At 63.7% G+C, this 16,512-nt stretch carries 12 protein-coding genes; 5 read left to right on the plus strand and 7 right to left on the minus strand.

The window, feature by feature from the left end:
• The first annotated feature begins 167 nt into the window (after positions 1 to 167).
• Complete coding sequence (locus HU764_RS01025) at positions 168 to 2,021, plus strand: sigma-54-dependent Fis family transcriptional regulator (RefSeq protein ID WP_186704002.1); 1,854 nt, start codon at positions 168 to 170, stop codon at positions 2,019 to 2,021.
• A gap of 365 nt (positions 2,022 to 2,386) precedes the next feature.
• Here HU764_RS01025 and accC read toward each other — a convergent pair whose 3' ends face one another.
• The 6 genes from accC to HU764_RS01055 form a co-directional block, all read right to left on the minus strand.
• The gene (gene accC / locus HU764_RS01030; protein ID WP_027594949.1) at positions 2,387 to 3,742 is read right to left on the minus strand and encodes an acetyl-CoA carboxylase biotin carboxylase subunit; all 1,356 of its coding nucleotides are present in this window, start codon (positions 3,740 to 3,742) and stop codon (positions 2,387 to 2,389) included.
• Positions 3,743 to 3,759: 17 nt separating this feature from the next.
• Positions 3,760 to 4,218, minus strand: a complete 459-nt coding sequence (gene accB, locus HU764_RS01035; protein WP_027594950.1) for an acetyl-CoA carboxylase biotin carboxyl carrier protein — start codon at positions 4,216 to 4,218, stop codon at positions 3,760 to 3,762.
• 100 nt (positions 4,219 to 4,318) lie between these two features.
• Positions 4,319 to 4,771, minus strand: a complete 453-nt coding sequence (gene aroQ, locus HU764_RS01040) for a type II 3-dehydroquinate dehydratase (protein ID WP_008093086.1) — start codon at positions 4,769 to 4,771, stop codon at positions 4,319 to 4,321.
• A gap of 179 nt (positions 4,772 to 4,950) precedes the next feature.
• The gene (locus HU764_RS01045) at positions 4,951 to 6,729 is read right to left on the minus strand and encodes a protein-disulfide reductase DsbD (protein ID WP_186704003.1); all 1,779 of its coding nucleotides are present in this window, start codon (positions 6,727 to 6,729) and stop codon (positions 4,951 to 4,953) included.
• 219 nt (positions 6,730 to 6,948) lie between these two features.
• Positions 6,949 to 8,910: a methyl-accepting chemotaxis protein gene (locus tag HU764_RS01050; RefSeq protein ID WP_186704004.1), complete on the minus strand. Its 1,962-nt coding sequence runs from the start codon at positions 8,908 to 8,910 to the stop codon at positions 6,949 to 6,951.
• Between the two features lie 114 nt (positions 8,911 to 9,024).
• Positions 9,025 to 10,383, minus strand: coding sequence for a diguanylate cyclase (locus tag HU764_RS01055; protein ID WP_186704005.1), 1,359 nt, complete (start codon positions 10,381 to 10,383; stop codon positions 9,025 to 9,027).
• A 249-nt stretch (positions 10,384 to 10,632) separates the two neighbouring features.
• On the opposite strand from HU764_RS01055, the gene HU764_RS01060 reads away from it, so the two are divergent.
• From HU764_RS01060 to speA, 4 genes are all read left to right on the plus strand, one after another.
• Positions 10,633 to 11,700: a DUF2333 family protein gene (locus HU764_RS01060; protein ID WP_027594954.1), complete on the plus strand. Its 1,068-nt coding sequence runs from the start codon at positions 10,633 to 10,635 to the stop codon at positions 11,698 to 11,700.
• A gap of 2 nt (positions 11,701 to 11,702) precedes the next feature.
• Positions 11,703 to 12,239: an NUDIX domain-containing protein gene (locus HU764_RS01065; protein WP_186682106.1), complete on the plus strand. Its 537-nt coding sequence runs from the start codon at positions 11,703 to 11,705 to the stop codon at positions 12,237 to 12,239.
• A gap of 286 nt (positions 12,240 to 12,525) precedes the next feature.
• Positions 12,526 to 12,897: a translation initiation factor Sui1 gene (locus HU764_RS01070; RefSeq protein WP_027594956.1), complete on the plus strand. Its 372-nt coding sequence runs from the start codon at positions 12,526 to 12,528 to the stop codon at positions 12,895 to 12,897.
• A gap of 153 nt (positions 12,898 to 13,050) precedes the next feature.
• Positions 13,051 to 14,964 (plus strand): arginine decarboxylase, encoded by a 1,914-nt coding sequence (speA, locus tag HU764_RS01075; RefSeq protein ID WP_027594957.1) that lies wholly within the window; start codon positions 13,051 to 13,053, stop codon positions 14,962 to 14,964.
• Between the two features lie 127 nt (positions 14,965 to 15,091).
• Here the strand turns inward: speA and HU764_RS01080 are convergent, their stop codons facing one another.
• Positions 15,092 to 16,429, minus strand: coding sequence for an MATE family efflux transporter (locus HU764_RS01080; protein ID WP_186682102.1), 1,338 nt, complete (start codon positions 16,427 to 16,429; stop codon positions 15,092 to 15,094).
• Positions 16,430 to 16,512 lie beyond the last annotated feature (83 nt).

A 16,512-nucleotide genomic window follows, 5' to 3' on the forward strand; every position in this document is an offset into this window, starting at 1 on the left:
GCATGCCCCGCGAGACGCGGGGTACCAGGCTGCGGCGGCTTTTGCCGAGACGCTGAGACGCTGCGTCTCAAGCGAGCCGGTATTCACACAGTGCTTGTCGGGGCATGCCCGGAAGCGCTTAATGGCCGCACAACGATAAAAACAGCAATGAGAACCGGAGGGCCTGAATGCTTGCCGCGAACTCCCGAGCCCATGTCGACTGCGTCAGCCGGGTGCTGAAAAACGCCGACCGTCTGCCACAGGCACCGGTGCCGCCGCTGATCCTCGACTCCTGGCGCCGCTCCATGCACTTGTATCGCCTCGACCCAGGCTCCCAGCAGGGCCCACGTATCCTTTCGCAAAGCCTGCTCAACGAATGCCGCGAACGTGCCGAGCTGTTTCTGCGCATCGCCGGCGACGCCGTGGCACGGCTGCATGAGCAGGTCCGCGGCGCCGACTATTGCGTGCTGCTCACCGATGCCCAGGGGCAGACCATCGATTACCGGGTCGAGTCCGCCATCCGCAATGACTGCCGCAAGGCCGGGTTGTACCTGGGCACCTGCTGGTCGGAAGGCGAGGAGGGCACGTGCGGGGTGGCGGCGGTGCTGACCAGCAAGGCGCCGGTCACGGTGCACAAGCGCGATCATTTTCGCGCCGCCTTCATCGGCCTGACCTGCACGGCGGCACCGGTATTCGACCCACTGGGCGAGCTGCTGGGCGTGGTGGATGTCTCGGCCTTGCAATCCCCGGACGACCGTCGCAGCCAGCACCTGATTCGGCAGCTGGTCGAGCAGACCGCGCGCGAGATAGAAAACGCCTTCTTCATGCACAGTGCCCAGGGCCATTGGGTGATGCGCGCGCATGGCACGCCGGGCTATGTCGAAAGCCAGCCCGACTACCTGCTGGCCTGGGATGCCGATGGCCGGCTGCAGGCAATCAACAGCCTGGCTCGGCAGCGCCTGGTGGAGCGCCTTGGCCGCTTGCCTGAGCATATCGGCGAGCTGTTCGACCTGGGCCAACTGCGCTGCAGTAACGAGGCCTCGGCCCAGCGCTTGCCAGGCTGGGGGGAACTGTATGGCCGCGTCAGCGCACCGCAACGGCGCCAGCGCCCGCAGCCTTTGCGCCAGGCACAGGACGCGCGCATCGAGCAGCACCTGCGCCTGGCCACGCGGGTCAAGGACTGCAGCCTGGCGGTGCTGGTGCAAGGCGAGACGGGCTCGGGCAAAGAGGTTTTTGCCCGTCAGTTGCACCAGCAAAGCCAGCGCCGCAAGGGGCCTTTCGTCACGCTGAACTGTGCGGCCATCCCTGAGAGCCTGATCGAGAGCGAGCTGTTCGGCTATGTAGCCGGGGCCTTCACCGGCGCCTCCAGCAAAGGCATGCAAGGGCTTTTACAGCAAGCTGATGGCGGCACCCTGTTTCTCGACGAAATCGGCGACATGCCACTGAACCTGCAAACCCGGCTGTTGCGCGTGCTGGCGGAGGGCGAAGTGGCGCCCTTGGGCGCGGCGCGGCGTGAGCGGGTGGATATTCAGGTGATCTGTGCGACACACCGAGACCTGGCGGCAATGGTGGCGGATGGGCGTTTTCGTGAGGACCTGTACTTCCGCCTGGCCAACGCCCGGTTCGCGCTGCCGCCGTTGCGTGAGCGGGAGGATCGGCTGGGTTTGATTCATCAACTGTTAGCCGAAGAAGCCGAAGCGTGCGGGGTAGAGGTGGTGTTGGCGGACGATGCATTGCAGGCGCTGCTGCTTTACCGTTGGCCGGGGAACCTGCGCCAACTGCGGCAGGTGTTGCGTTATGCCTGTGCGGTGAGTGAGGGCGGGTGGGTGCGCCTTGAGGATTTGCCGCAGGAGGTACGCGGCGATGCGGTGGCGTCTGCTGAGGTGGATGCCAGCAGCCCGGCTCGGCAACTGTTGCTCGATGCGCTGATCCGGCACCGCTGGAAGCCGGCTGATGCGGCGCGGGCGTTGGGGATATCGCGGGCGACGCTGTATCGGCGGGTGCATGAGCACCGGATCGAGATGCCCAGAATGAAAGGGTGATGGGTTTGTCTCAGGATTTTCAGCGCCTGTGGAATCGAGCGCCGCCCGCGCGGCGCATCGCGAGCAACGCTCGCTCCTACGTTTGTTTCGGGCCAATTATTCCTGGGGCAAACGCGCGCGACCGCCTTGGCGCATGACGCGATATCGCGTCGAACAAACAAGGCGGTCGTGCGCGCCTGTCACAGGCGTTATTGGCCGAAAACAAACGTAGGAGCGAGCGTTGCTCGCGATGCGCCGCGCGGGCGGCGCTCGATCTCACCGGCAACACACCCCTCAAGGCATGCACCTGCCAGCACCACCTATCCCTAAAGCCCATAAAAAAACCCCGGAACAGGTCCGGGGTTTTGGTACATCACACTACACGATCACTCCTGGCTGGCCAGTTTGTGCTCGAGGTAGTGAATGTTGACGCCGCCTTTGCAGAAACCTTCATCACGCACCAGGTCGCGGTGCAGTGGGATGTTGGTCTTGATGCCGTCGACGACGATCTCGTCCAGAGCATTGCGCATGCGCGCCATGGCTTCTTCGCGGTCCTTGCCGTAGGTGATCAGCTTGCCGATCAGCGAGTCGTAGTTCGGCGGAACCGAATAACCGCTGTACAGGTGCGAATCGACGCGAACGCCGTTGCCACCTGGGGCGTGGAAGTGCTTGACCTTGCCTGGGCTCGGGATGAACTTCTTCGGGTCTTCGGCGTTGATCCGGCACTCCAGCGAGTGACCACGAATCACCACGTCTTCCTGGCGGAACGACAGCTTGTTGCCAGCGGCGATGCTCAGCATCTCCTTGACGATGTCGATGCCAGTGACCATTTCCGACACCGGATGCTCAACCTGTACGCGGGTGTTCATCTCGATGAAGTAGAAGCTGCCGTTCTCGTACAGGAACTCGAAAGTACCTGCACCGCGGTAGCCGATTTCGATGCACGCATCGACGCAACGCTTGAAGACTTCCTGACGGGCCTTCTCGTCGATGCCCGGTGCTGGCGCTTCTTCCAGAACCTTCTGGTGACGGCGCTGCAGCGAGCAGTCACGGTCGCCCAGGTGGATGGCGTTGCCTTGGCCGTCGGACAGTACCTGAACTTCCACGTGGCGTGGGTTGGTCAGGAACTTCTCCAGGTAGACCATCGGGTTGCCGAACGCAGCACCGGCTTCGGTACGGGTCAGCTTGGCCGAGGAGATCAGGTCCTCTTCCTTGTGCACCACACGCATACCGCGACCACCACCGCCACCGGCGGCCTTGATGATCACCGGGTAGCCGACGTCACGGGCGATCGCCAGGGCGACTTCTTCGTCTTCCGGCAGCGGGCCGTCAGAGCCTGGTACGGTCGGTACGCCCGACTTGATCATCGCGTCCTTGGCCGAAACCTTGTCGCCCATCAGGCGAATGGTGTCGGCTTTCGGGCCGATGAAGGCGAAACCGGATTTCTCTACCTGCTCGGCAAAGTCGGCGTTTTCGGCCAGGAAGCCGTAGCCCGGGTGGATCGCGGTGGCGCCAGTCACTTCGGCGGCAGCGATGATCGCCGGGATGTGCAGGTACGAATCCTTGGATGACGCGGGACCGATGCAGACCGACTCGTCTGCCAGGCCCAGGTGCATCAGTTCGCGGTCAGCCGTGGAGTGCACGGCGACGGTCTTGATGCCCAGCTCTTTGCAGGCACGCAGGATCCGCAGGGCAATTTCCCCGCGGTTGGCGATCAGGACTTTTTCGAGCTTCGCAGACATCGTTGGCTCTCCGCGGTTCAAACGATGGTGAACAGCGGCTGGTCGAACTCAACCGGCTGGCCGTCTTCTACCAGGATGGCGTCGATGACACCGCCGATCTCGGCTTCGATGTGGTTCATCATCTTCATCGCTTCGACGATGCACAGGGTGTCGCCTTTTTTCACCGACTGGCCAACTTCAGCAAAGTTAGGCGAGGTCGGCGATGGCTTGCGGTAGAAGGTACCGACCATTGGCGAGCGAACCACGGTGCCTTTCAGCGCCGGTGCAGCAGCTTCGGCGACAGGGGCAGCAGCAGCAGCGGCCGGAGCAGCGACAGGGGCAGCAGCCATTGGGGCGGGTGCGTAGAACTGCTGGGCAGCTGGGGTCTTGCTGTGACGGCTGATACGGACCGACTCTTCGCCTTCCTTGATCTCCAGTTCGTCGATGCCAGACTCTTCCAGCAGTTCGATCAGTTTCTTGACTTTACGGATATCCATTAATCATCAACTCCCAAAGGTTCGGTCAGGGGGCGTAATTGAAAACGTGTCTAAAACGTTTCTCTCAAACCCCGGCCCACTTAGGCCAGGGTCTCTGTCATCAGGGCTGTGCGTTGGCAGCCAGTTGTTCCAGCGCGGACTCCAGGGCCAGGCGATACCCGCTGGCGCCCAGGCCGCAAATCACCCCTACGGCCACATCGGAAAAGTAGGAGTGGTGACGGAACGGTTCGCGTTTGTGCACGTTGGACAGGTGCACTTCGATGAATGGGATGCTCACCGCAAGCAATGCGTCACGTAATGCGACACTTGTGTGGGTGAAAGCAGCCGGATTGATCAGGATGAAGTCCACACCCTCGTTGCGTGCGGCGTGAATGCGGTCGATCAGTTCGTATTCGGCATTGCTCTGCAGGTACTGCAGATGGTGGCCCGCGGCGCGGGCACGTTGCTCCAGGTCCTGGTTGATCTGGGCCAGGGTCACGGCGCCGTAGTGGCCCGGCTCGCGAGTACCGAGCAGGTTGAGGTTGGGGCCGTGAAGCACCAGTAGCGTAGCCATCTGCGGATTCCTTGGATTTGTAGGGCAATTCGACACAGCGCGGCGAGTGTGCCGTAAAGCGACGGCAAGTGTCCAGTTCCCGGCAATAGCCAGCACGATGTCCGAGATTCGCGCGAAGTATGTGACCGGATAATTAAATCTGGTCACTGTCTTGAGGATTTTTCGCAGCTCGCCGGAAGTTATAGACCGAGTTTGCCGCGTACGCGCGTCAGAACCTCGGCGAAATCGGCGGTGTTTATCTCGCCTATGACCCGATCAGCGGTTATTTCGCTGCCGTTCGCCGCAAAGAACAGCAGCGCAGGCGGGCCGAACAGCTGGTAGCGGTCGAGCAGCGTACGTTGCTCGGCGTTGCTCTCGGTGATGTCGAAACGCAGCAATTTGAAGGCGCTCAGCTGCGATTGCACCTGCGGCGCATTGAGCACTTCGTGCTCGATCACCTTGCAGCTGATGCACCAGTCGGCGTACCAGTCCAGCAACACCGGCTGGCCCGCGGCCTTGGCCTGGGCCAGTGCCGCGTCGAGCGCGGCGGGGGTGGTGAGGGTCTGCCAGGCATCGGCCTTGACGGCCGGGCTGGCGCTGCCCGTGGCCGCGGCGGGGGCAGGCAAGGGGCGCAGGGGGTCGCCCTGGCCGTTCAGTGCCCCGTACCAGCAGGCCAGGGCGTAAACCAGCAACGCCAGGCCGAGCAATTGCGCCAGGCGTTGGCGCGGGGTTTTGATGACGAATTCCAGGGCCCCGAGGAACAGCGCCACGCCGGCAGCCAGGAAGCCGACCAGCAGCAACGTCACCTGGCCAGGCAGCACGCGGCTGAGCAAGCCGATGGCCAGCCCTAGCAACAGCACACCGATGGCGTTTTTCACCGTGTTAAGCCATGGGCCGCTCTTCGGCAACCAGGCTGCGCCACCGGTAGCCACCAGCAGCAACGGCGCACCCATGCCCAGGCCGAGGGCGAACAGTTTCAGCGCACCCCCCAGGGCATCGCCGCTGGCGCTGATATAAAGCAGGGCACCGGCCAGTGGCGCCGACACGCAGGGCGACACCAGCAAACTGGAAAGCACGCCCAGCACTGCCGCGCCGACTAGCGAGCCACCTTTGGTGCGGTGGGCGAGCGAGTCCAGGCGATTGTTCAAGGCCTGTGGCAGCTTCAATTCGAACAGGCCGAACATGGCCAGGGCGAACACCACGAAGAACAACGCGAAAGGCACCAGTACCCAGGCCGACTGCAGCCGTGCCTGCAGGTTCAAGCCCGCGCCGAACAGGCCCATCAGCGCGCCCAGCACGGCGAAGCTGGCGGCCATCGATACAACGTAAGCAAGCGACAGCGCGAGGCCGCGCAAGCCGTTAGCCTGGCCACGCAGCACCACGCCCGAGAGGATGGGCAGCATCGGCAGCACGCAAGGGGTGAAGGTCAGGCCGACGCCAGCGAGGAAGAACAGCAACAGGGATTTCCAGCTCCAGGCCTGTTCACCTGTGGCCGGTGCCGCGCTGGGGGTGCCACCTTCGCCATCGATGCTCAGGCGCGCGGTTTCCGGGGGGTAGCACAGGCCTTTGTCGGCGCAGCCCTGGTACCCCACCAGCAGGGTGAACGCGCGAGGGTCGGTGCGTGGCAGCTCGATGTCGAGCACGCCGTGGTACACCTCGACGTCACCGAAGAACTCATCGTGCTTGGCTTCGCCTTTAGGGATGTTGGGCGTGCCCACGGCCACGCCGGCCGGCTCTGTGCGGAAATTGAAGCGGTGGCGGTAGAGGTAGTAGCCGTCGGTGGCGACGAAACGCAGCTTGATGCTCTGGGCATCGGCCTGGATCAGGCTGAGCTTGAACGCTTCGTGCACGGGCAGAAAATCGGCAGCGTTGGACAGCGAAGCGGCGCCGAGGGTGGCGCTGGGGCGGTTGTCGAGCAGGCCCGTGGCGAAGGCAGGGCTGGCCAGCAGCAGGAACAGCAGGAGAAACAGGCGGCGCATGGCGGACTCGCGACGTGGAACGTGCTGGGCATGATAGCGGAGTTGGTCTTGATTTGGCGTGTGTCGACCGGGGGAACGACACATGGCCGATGGCTGATTCGCCTGTACCGGCCCTTTCGCGGGGCAAGCCCGCTCCCACGAGTTCACGCCAACTTCAAGTGCAGAGGTCACCCTGTGGGAGCGGGCTTGCCCCGCGAAAGGGCCGGCCCAGGCAAACGCTCACACCCTGAACGCCCGCACCGCCGTGCTCAGCTCGCTGCCCAGGCTCAGCAATTGCTCCCCTTGCTCACGCCCCTCGCCAATGCGCTGCAAATTGTCCTCGCCCAACTCGTGAATCCGCTCGCTATGGTCACGAATCTCGCTCACCGCACCGCTCTGTTGGGCCGTGACATCGGCAATCCGCACCGCCGTATCGGCAATGGTACGAATGGCGCGGACAATCTCGTCCAGCGCGCCATCTGCGGCCTGGGCCTGGTCGGCGGTGGCTTCGGCATGTTCCAACTGCGCTCGCATGCCGGCCACCGAGCCTCTGGCGGCTTGTTGCAAGCGGTCGATCAGTGTCTGGATCTCGCCGGTTGCGCCTGTGGTGCGCTGCGCCAGGGAGCGCACTTCGTCTGCCACCACGGCAAAGCCACGGCCCATTTCGCCCGCGCGGGCAGCTTCGATCGCGGCGTTCAGGGCCAACAGGTTGGTCTGCTCGGCAATCGAGCGAATCACCGTCAACACGCCGCCAATGGTGGCGGACTCCTCAGCCAGTTGTTCGATCATGCGGGCGTTACCCTGCACTTCGTCGACCAGTTCGCGTAACCCCGACAAGCTCTGGCCAATCACCGCCTGGCCGTGCTCCACCGCACGGCCGGCATCGCGGCTGGCGTCGGCAGCCGCGCTGGCATCGCCGGCCACTTGCTGGATGGTCGCTTCCAGTTCACCCAGCGCGTCGCGAATCTGCCCGGTGTCGCCCGCCTGGCGCTCGGCACCGTCGTGCAGGGCGGCGCTCATACCGGCCAGGGCATGGCTGCTGCCGGCCACCTGTTCGGCGTTGTGGCGGATGGTGCCGACCAGTTCCACCAGGTAGTGGCGCAGGCGGTTGAGCGATTCCTGGATGTCGTGCAGCTCGCGGTTGGTTTTGCCCAGGGCGATCGGCTTGGCGAAGTCGCCCTCGGCCCAGTGCGACAGGGCCGGCGCCAGGCTGGTCAACGTACGCGCCAAGCGCCGCTGCAGGGTGTCGATGAGCAGCGCGATCAGCAGGATCAGGCCGATCATCAGGCCTTGGCTGATACGCACTTCGGCGGCGATCTTGGCGTGCAGCCCGCGGACTTCAGGCTCCAGGCCGGCGATGGCCTGCTGCACCGCTTCAAGGCGTTGGCCCGTGCTGGCGGCCAGGGCGGCGCGGCGCTCGATTTGCTCGCGGGTGCGTTGCAGTTCGGCCGGGTAGCGCGTGAGCAGGCTCTGCAGTTCGCGCTTGAGGGCGACGGCAATGTCTTCCTGCTGCGCGCTGGCCTGGGTTTCCAGGCCCATCAGGGCGGCGAAATCATCGGCATTGGACTCGGCTGCACGGGTAATACCCAGCAACGGCAAGCTGTCGAGCGCCTGGGCCTGGGCGCGGATCAGTTGCAGCTCGCGCTCCACTTCGTCGGCCAGTTCAGGGCGGCCGCTGCTGACCAGTTTGTCCCGGGCCAGCGACAGGCGGCCCAAGTGCACGGTGGCGTCGAGCACAGGCAGCAGATAGCGGTTGGCCTCGGCGCTGCCGCTGTCGCGGGCGTAATTGGCCAGTTGTTCGAAGTTGGCCCCCAGTTCGCGCTCGGCTTGCAGTAGCAGCGCTTGCGGGTCGCCGGCCAGCTTGCCGGCCGCCAGCAGTTCTTCGGCGGTAAAGGCCTGCAGGCTGTCGAGGCTGGGGTGCAGTTTGTCGGCCAGCGCGTCGGGCCATTCGGCCAATGCCGCCTGCAACTGCTGGTTGGCCTCCATCGCAGCGGCATGGCGCAAGGCATCACCACTGGCCAGGTAGGCCTGGATGTTGTGCGCTGCCTGGTTCTGGAACTGTTGGGACAGGCCCAGGTAGCGTTCCATCATCTGATAGGGGCGCTCCAGGGCACGCTGTGACCACCACAAGGTCACGGCCAGGGCGATACAGACGGTTACCAGCAACAGGGTGTTGAAATTGGTCAGCCACTTCAGGCGCATAGCCGCGAACTTCCTGCGGGGAGTGGGAGAGGTAAGCGCCTGAAGTTATTGCGATTTTGTTACGCAGTGATGACGTCTGTGTCCTGATGTAAAAAAAGATGGCACTTTGCCTTGTTAAGGCTCCACCCGAACCACGCAGTTACGCCCCGCGTGCTTGGCCCGGTACAACGCCTCGTCCGCTGCACTGGCCATGGTCAGCGCATCCAGCTCATCGTCCAGTTGCACCACCCCCGCGCTGAACGTGCAGTTCAGGTCCCGTGGCTGCGCCGGATAGAGGATCTCGGCAAAACGCCGGCGGATTTCGTCCAATACCTTGTGCGCGGCATCCAGGGCGGTGTTGGGCATGACGATGGCGAACTCTTCGCCGCCATAACGCCCGATGAAGTCGGTCTTGCGCAGCCGTTGCTTGAGGAACAGTGCCAGGCTCTTGATCACCCGGTCGCCCATGGGATGGCCATGGCGGTCGTTGATCTTCTTGAATCGGTCGATGTCGAGCATGGCGAAGCTCAAGGGCTGCTGCTCGCGCCGGGCGCGGAAGCTGCAATCTTCGAGCAGTTGCAGGATATGGGTGTGGTTGTACAGCCCGGTGAGGCTGTCGCGCACCATGCGTGCCTTGAGGTGGCGGGCGCGGGCGGCGCGGTTGCGCACGGTGGTGATCAAGTGGCGCGAACGGAACGGCTTGGTGAGGAAGTCATCGCCACCTTCGCTCATGGCGTCGAGCTGCTTGTCCAGGTCGTCCTCGGCCGACAGGTAAATGATTGGCACGCTGACATAGCGGTCGTTGTGGCGGATTACCTTGGCCAGCTCCGGGCCGGTACAGGCGGGCATGTACAGGTCGAGGATGATCAGGTCCGGCTGGAAGTCGGCCAGTTCCGCCATGGTGCGGATCGGGTCGGTCAGGCTGCGGGTGATCATGCCCGCGCTGCTCAGCACTCGTTCGGTGTGCAGCGCCTGGGGGCGTGAATCGTCGATGATCAACACCCGCAGCGGGTCGAGCGGGGTGGTGCTGGTGAGCAGCTCGACCTTCTCCAGCAGGCTGGAGGCTTCCAGGGTGCCGGTCAGAAACTCTTTGCCGCCAGCGCGCACCGCGGCAAGGCGGGTCGGGGTATCGGTTTCGTGGTGGCTGAAGAACAGCAGCGGAATCGTTTGCGGCACACCTTGCTGAGCTTGGGCGGCCAAGCGCAGGCCCTGGCCGCTGCCGGTGAAGTCGACATCCATCACCACCGCCGCAGGCGGGCATTCACTGAGCGAAGCCCGAAACGCATCCGCACTGAACAAGGCCTGCACACCGAGGCCGAAAAACTCCAGCTGCTGGGCCAGGCGTTGGGCGCGCTCATGGTCCTGCAAAAGGATGTATACAGGCTTGCGCAGGGGCGGCAGGGGCACCGGGTTGAGCGGGTCATCCTTGCGCAGGCCGGGACGCGACAGGTGCTGGGCGGGGCACTGGTGGCTCGGATCGACTGCTTGGCTCATGTCCTGGCTACTTTTGGGTGGGTGGTGTGCAGGTGCGATGATGGCTCTATGCTAGCAGCTCTTTTCCGTTGGGTGAGTGCCCTCCATCAACAAAGCGTTTAGAACGAATATTCAGTTACTGACCCACTGGTCGCTTATGCGTACGGCAGTGTCTGCTTTATAGTGCAGCGATGCGGGCTTGCCGTGGCACCCTGGCGAAGGCCTGGGGTCCAAGCCTCTGAACCGTCTTGACTGATTAAGGACAATGCCATGCTGGACTGGAAAAACCGCGAGGCCAAAGCCGAACCCCGCGAGCGTGTTGATGGCCGTGGCGCCGCCGCCCGTAGCTACCTGGGCGGCCTCTGGAGCCGTGCCCTGGGTACTCTGATCGGCCTGTATCTGCTGGTCTGTATCGGCCTGGGCTGGTACTGGAGCCAGGAGCCGGAGCTGTTCCCGGTGCAGCAGAACGCCCAGGCTGCGGCCGAGCGTAATGGCCAGCAGATGGTCATCGGCTATACCACCATCGAAACCCTCAAGACCGTCGCCGGTACCTTGCTGAACAAGCCGGGCGGTTACATTTCCAACGACCGCTTCCCGCCGGGGCTGTGGATGGACAACATGCCGAGCTGGGAATACGGCGTGCTGGTCCAGGTCCGCGATTTGTCCCGCGCGTTGCGCAAAGACTTCGCCCGCTCGCAGTCGCAGTCCACTGAAGACGCCGACCTGGCCAAGGCCGAGCCGCGCTTCAACTTCGACAACAAGAGCTGGATTTTGCCGTCGAGCGAGTCTGAGTTCGAAGAAGGCATCAAGTCGCTGAACCGCTACCAGACTCGCCTGGCCGCTGGCGACAAGGGCGCGATCTTCTACACCCGTGCCGACAACCTGAACAACTGGCTGGGCGATGTGGCTACCCGCCTGGGTTCGCTGTCGCAGCGCCTGTCGGCCAGCGTTGGCCGGGTCAAGCTCAACACCACCCTGAAGACCGAGTCGGTACAACCTGGCCAGGCACCGCAGGTTGACGAAGAGCTGGTCGAAACCCCATGGCTGCAGATCGACAACGTGTTCTACGAAGCCCGTGGCCAGGCCTGGGCGCTGTCGCACCTGCTGCGCGCCATCGAGGTCGACTTCGCCGATGTGCTGGCGAAAAAGAATGCCACGGTCAGCGTGCGCCAGATCATCCGTGAGCTGGAAGCCTCGCAGGAAGCGCTGTGGAGCCCGATGGTGCTCAATGGCAGCGGCTTCGGCATGTGGGCCAACCATTCGCTGGTCATGGCCAACTACATCTCCCGGGCCAACGCTGCGGTCATCGACCTGCGTCAGCTGCTGTCGCAGGGGTGATCGTGGCCATCAGCACCCAAGAAGCCGCCCATCGGGCGGCTTCCGACCGTGAGCTGGTTGCCTGGGTCGACGAAGCCGACCAGGTGCTCGGCGCCTTGCCCCGGGCAGAGTTGCGCGAGCGCGGGCTGATTGGCCGTTGCACGTTCATCTTGCTGTTCAATAGCGCCGGGGAGTTGTGCGTGCACCGGCGTACCTTGAGCAAGGCGCTGTACCCAGGCTTTTGGGATGTGGCGGCGGGCGGCATGGTGACGGCGGGCGAGGGCTACGCCGAGTCGGCTGCGCGGGAGTTGGCCGAAGAACTGGGTATCGACGGCGTCGCGTTGCGCTTTCATGAACGGTTCTACTTCGACCAACCCGATAACCGCTTGTGGTGTGCGGTGTATTCGGCGGTGTCCGATGCACCGTTGCGCTTGCAGCCGGAAGAGGTGAGCGAGGCGCGGTTCATCAGCCTGGCGCAGGCGGAACAAGAAAGCCACACCAAGCCGTATTGCCCGGACTCGTTGGCGGCGTTGCAGCGGTACAAAGCCAGCTTGCCCTAGTTGCACGGCGTTGCAGCCTATTCGCGGGCAAGCCCGCTCCCACAGGTTTACCGGAGCCTTTAAGAACCGTGCAGTACCTGTAGGAGCGGGCTTGCCCGCGAAGGGTCGCAAAACATTCGCAAAATGGCGCATTCCAGTACTTAGCAATCCCCTGATTTATCGTTACACTGCGCGCCCTTTTCGGGCTGTCGCAAGATCTTGCGGCAGTAGCGCCGCCCCTGCCAGAGTGGGGCTTCGCGGTCGGCTCCCGCCGACCAGTTTTTGTCCTCAGCACAGAGGAACAAAAGTGGCCAAGAAAGCTTCTTCCTTTTCCGCCCTTGGCGGTCTCGTGTTCTCCACCGATGCCGGTCGGCACTGCCCTGACTGTAGCCAGCCGGTGGATGCCTGCACCTGCAAGCAGCAAATCATCCCCGAAGGCGACGGCATTGCCCGCGTACGCCGGGAAAGCAAAGGCCGCGGTGGCAAGACCGTGACCACCGTCACCGGTGTGCCGCTGCCCCTCGATCAGCTCAAGGAGCTGGCCACCACGCTCAAGCGCCGCTGCGGTACCGGTGGCGCCTTGAAGGACGGGGTTATCGAGATTCAGGGCGACCATGTCGAGCTGTTGATCGGCGAGCTGACCAAACAGGGTTTCAAGGCGAAAAAGTCGGGCGGTTGAGGCCGTCGCGCGTTTTTTTGCCCAGTGCTTTCTAAACTCGTTCCTGTTGGAAGGGTCTACCCCTGAACCGGACGAATCGTCATTTTCAGCTTCTACACTGCGCCGGCCCTTTTCGTTGGGGCAGTGTTTTCGACTTATCTATAGGGGACTTGAATGTCCGTACGACGCACACGCAAAGACGATGGTAGCCAATGGACCGTGGCCGACAGCCGCAGTGTTTACGGCATCCGCCATTGGGGCGCTGGTTATTTCGCCATCAATGAAGCCGGGCGCGTCGAAGTACGCCCTAATGGCCCCAATAGCGCGCCGATCGACCTGTTCGAGCAGGTCGACGAACTGCGCCAGAGCGGCCTGTCGTTGCCGTTGCTGGTGCGCTTCCCCGACATCCTGCAAGACCGTGTACGCCAGCTGACCGGTGCCTTCGACGCCAACATCGCGCGCCTCGAGTACCAGAGCCAGTACACCGCGCTGTACCCGATCAAGGTCAACCAGCAGGAAGCGGTGGTGGAAAACATCATCGCCACGCAGAACGTCTCGATTGGCCTTGAGGCCGGCTCCAAGCCCGAGCTGCTGGCAGTGCTGGCGCTGGCGCCAAAGGGCGGCACCATCGTCTGCAACGGTTACAAGGACCGCGAGTTCATCCGCCTGGCGCTGATGGGCCAGAAGCTGGGCCACAACGTGTTCATCGTCATCGAGAAGGAATCCGAGGTCGCCCTGGTGATCGAGGAGGCCGCCGAGCTCAAGGTCAAGCCGCAGGTCGGCTTGCGCGTGCGCCTGTCGTCGCTGGCGTCGAGCAAGTGGGCCGACACCGGTGGCGAGAAGTCCAAGTTCGGTTTGTCGGCTGCGCAGCTGATTTCGGTGGTGCAGCGCTTCCGCGATGCCGGCCTGGACCAGGGCATCCGCCTGTTGCACTTCCACATGGGTTCGCAGATCGCCAACCTGGCGGACTACCAGCACGGCTTCAAGGAAGCCATCCGCTACTACGGCGAGCTGCGTGCACTGGGCCTGCCGGTCGACCACATCGACGTCGGCGGTGGCCTGGGTGTGGACTACGACGGTACTCACTCGCGCAATGCCAGCTCGATCAACTACGACATGGATGACTATGCCGGCGTGGTGGTGGGCATGCTCAAGGAGTTCTGCGACGCGCAGGGCCTGCCGCACCCGCACATCTTCTCCGAGAGCGGCCGTTCGCTGACCGCGCACCATGCCATGCTGGTGATCCAGGTGACCGACGTCGAAAAACACAACGACGACGTGCCGACCATCGAAAACAAGGAAGCCCTGCCCGAGACCGTGCAGTGGCTGGCCGACCTGCTGGGCCCGACCGACATCGAGATGGTCACCGAGACCTACTGGCGCGCTACCCACTACATGGGTGACGTGGCGGCGCAGTACGCCGATGGCAAGATCAGCCTGGCCGAGAAAGCCCTGGCCGAGCAGTGCTATTTCGCCGTGTGCCGTCGCCTGCACAACTCGCTGAAGGCGCGCCAGCGTTCGCACCGCCAGGTGCTGGACGAGCTCAATGACAAGCTGGCCGACAAGTACATCTGCAACTTCTCGGTGTTCCAGAGCTTGCCGGATACCTGGGCCATCGGCCAGGTACTGCCGATCATCCCGCTGCATCGTCTGAATGAAGAGCCGATGCGCCGCGCGGTGCTGCAAGACCTGACCTGTGACTCCGACGGCAAGATCAACCAGTACGTCGACGAGCAGAGCATCGAGACCAGCATGCCGGTGCATGCGCTCAATGAGGGCGAGGACTACCTGCTGGGCGTGTTCCTGGTTGGCGCCTACCAAGAGATTCTGGGTGACATGCACAACCTGTTCGGTGATACCGACTCGGTGAACATCTACCAGAATGCCGATGGCAGCGTGTACCACGCCGGTATCGAGACCCACGACACCATCGAAGACATGCTGCGTTACGTGCACCTGTCGCCGGAGGAGTTGATGACTCACTACCGCGACAAGGTTGCCAGCGCGAAGATCACCGCCCGCGAGCGGACGCAGTTCCTCGATGCCTTGCGCCTGGGGCTGACCCGCTCTTCGTACTTGTCTTCGTAATCGCCGGGGCCGCTTTGCGGCCCATCGCTGGCAAGCCAGCTCCTACAGGTATTGCACGTGGCTCGGGCCATGCAGTGATTCTGTGGGAGCTGGCTTGCCAGCGATGGGCTGCAAAGCGGCCCCAAAATCACTGAACCCACAGCCCCTTTTGCTGCAACCGCCACCCAACCCACCCCAACGTCACCGCCCGCAATGCCATGAACCCGAGAAACGCCAACCACAAGCCGTGGTTGCCAAACCCACTCATGGCCCACGCCACCGGCAGCGCAATCACCACCGACGCGAGCATCGCATTGCGCATCTCCCGCGCACGCGTCGCGCCGATGAACAATCCGTCGAGCAGGTAGCTCCACACCGCAATCAAAGGCAGTACCGCCAAGTACGGCAGGTACGGGTAAGCCGCCGTGCGCACACTGTCGATATCGGTCTGCAGGTCAATGAACAGGTGCCCACCCAGCAGGAACAGCCCGGCAAAGCCAACGCTGGTGATCAGCGACCAACCGCATGCTACTACCAGCGAGCGGCGGAGCGTATCGCGGTCGCGGGCGCCGATGGCATGGCCGCACAAGGCCTCGACTGCATGGGCGAGCCCGTCGAGCGCGTAGGCGGTCAGCAGCAGGCCATTGAGCAGCAGGGCGTTGGCTGCCACCGTCGCTTCACCCAGCCGGGCGCCTTGCACGGTGATCAACAGGAACACCAGTTGCAATGCCAGGCTGCGTAGGAAGATGTCGCGGTTGACGGCCAGCAGCGGCCTCCAGGCCTGCCAGCGCTTGAGCGCCGCCCAGGCGATGTGCCCGGGGTACGCGCGCAAGGCCGGGCGGGTCAGGGCCAGGCCCAGCAGTGCGGCGCTCCACTCGGCGATCACCGAGGCCCGCGCTGAACCCAGCACCCCCCAGTCCAGGCCGAGCACAAACCACAGGTTGAGAATGATGTTCAGCAGGTTGGTGGTCAGCAGGATGGCCAGCGGCGCCCTGGCATTCTGGGTGCCGAGGAACCAGCCGACCAGCGCGTAGCTGGCCAGTGCCGCAGGCAGCCCGAGCAGGCGGGTGTGGAAGAAATCCTCGGTGGATTGCTGCAACGCCGCGCTGGGCTGCATCGCGTGCAGCGCCAACTGGCTGAAGGGCAGCGCCAACAGGCCGATGACCACGGCAAAGCCCAGGGCCAGCAGCAGGCCTTGCACCAACACCTGGCGCAACGCCGCGCCGTCACCGCGCCCAGCAGCCTGGGCTGCGAAGCCGGTCGAGCCCATGCGCAGAAAGCCCATCAGGCCAACCATGAAGGTGAACAGCGTGGCGCCAACGGCAACGGCGCCCAGCTGGTGGGCGTGGGGCAGGTGGCCGATGACGGTGCTGTCGACCAGCGCCACCAGGGGTACGGAGATGTTGGAGAGGATCATCGGTGCGGCCAGGCCCCAGACCTTGCGGTGGGTAGGGCGGTCGCGCCAGTCGGTGGTCAGTTGAGACATTTCAAATCCTGGCATTAGCAGTGCCACAGTGTACCGGCCAGGCAACCAATTCGCGCGAACGCGGTCTCACCTGGCGCTACACG

The sequence above is a fragment of the Pseudomonas kermanshahensis genome, from assembly GCF_014269205.2.
GTDB classification, from domain to species: domain Bacteria; phylum Pseudomonadota; class Gammaproteobacteria; order Pseudomonadales; family Pseudomonadaceae; genus Aquipseudomonas; species Aquipseudomonas kermanshahensis.

What these genes read in the sequence shown, in the direction of transcription:
- HU764_RS01055 (WP_186704005.1), bottom strand. Translation starts at nt 10,383, where the DNA reads ATGAGCCAAGCAGTCGATCCGAGCCACCAGTGCCCCGCCCAGCACCTG.
- aroQ (WP_008093086.1), bottom strand. Translation starts at nt 4,771, where the DNA reads ATGGCTACGCTACTGGTGCTTCACGGCCCCAACCTCAACCTGCTCGGT.
- accB (WP_027594950.1), bottom strand. Translation starts at nt 4,218, where the DNA reads ATGGATATCCGTAAAGTCAAGAAACTGATCGAACTGCTGGAAGAGTCT.
- HU764_RS01080 (WP_186682102.1), bottom strand. Translation starts at nt 16,429, where the DNA reads ATGTCTCAACTGACCACCGACTGGCGCGACCGCCCTACCCACCGCAAG.
- speA (WP_027594957.1), top strand. Translation starts at nt 13,051, where the DNA reads ATGTCCGTACGACGCACACGCAAAGACGATGGTAGCCAATGGACCGTG.
- HU764_RS01045 (WP_186704003.1), bottom strand. Translation starts at nt 6,729, where the DNA reads ATGCGCCGCCTGTTTCTCCTGCTGTTCCTGCTGCTGGCCAGCCCTGCC.
- accC (WP_027594949.1), bottom strand. Translation starts at nt 3,742, where the DNA reads ATGTCTGCGAAGCTCGAAAAAGTCCTGATCGCCAACCGCGGGGAAATT.
- HU764_RS01060 (WP_027594954.1), top strand. Translation starts at nt 10,633, where the DNA reads ATGCTGGACTGGAAAAACCGCGAGGCCAAAGCCGAACCCCGCGAGCGT.
- HU764_RS01050 (WP_186704004.1), bottom strand. Translation starts at nt 8,910, where the DNA reads ATGCGCCTGAAGTGGCTGACCAATTTCAACACCCTGTTGCTGGTAACC.
- HU764_RS01025 (WP_186704002.1), top strand. Translation starts at nt 168, where the DNA reads ATGCTTGCCGCGAACTCCCGAGCCCATGTCGACTGCGTCAGCCGGGTG.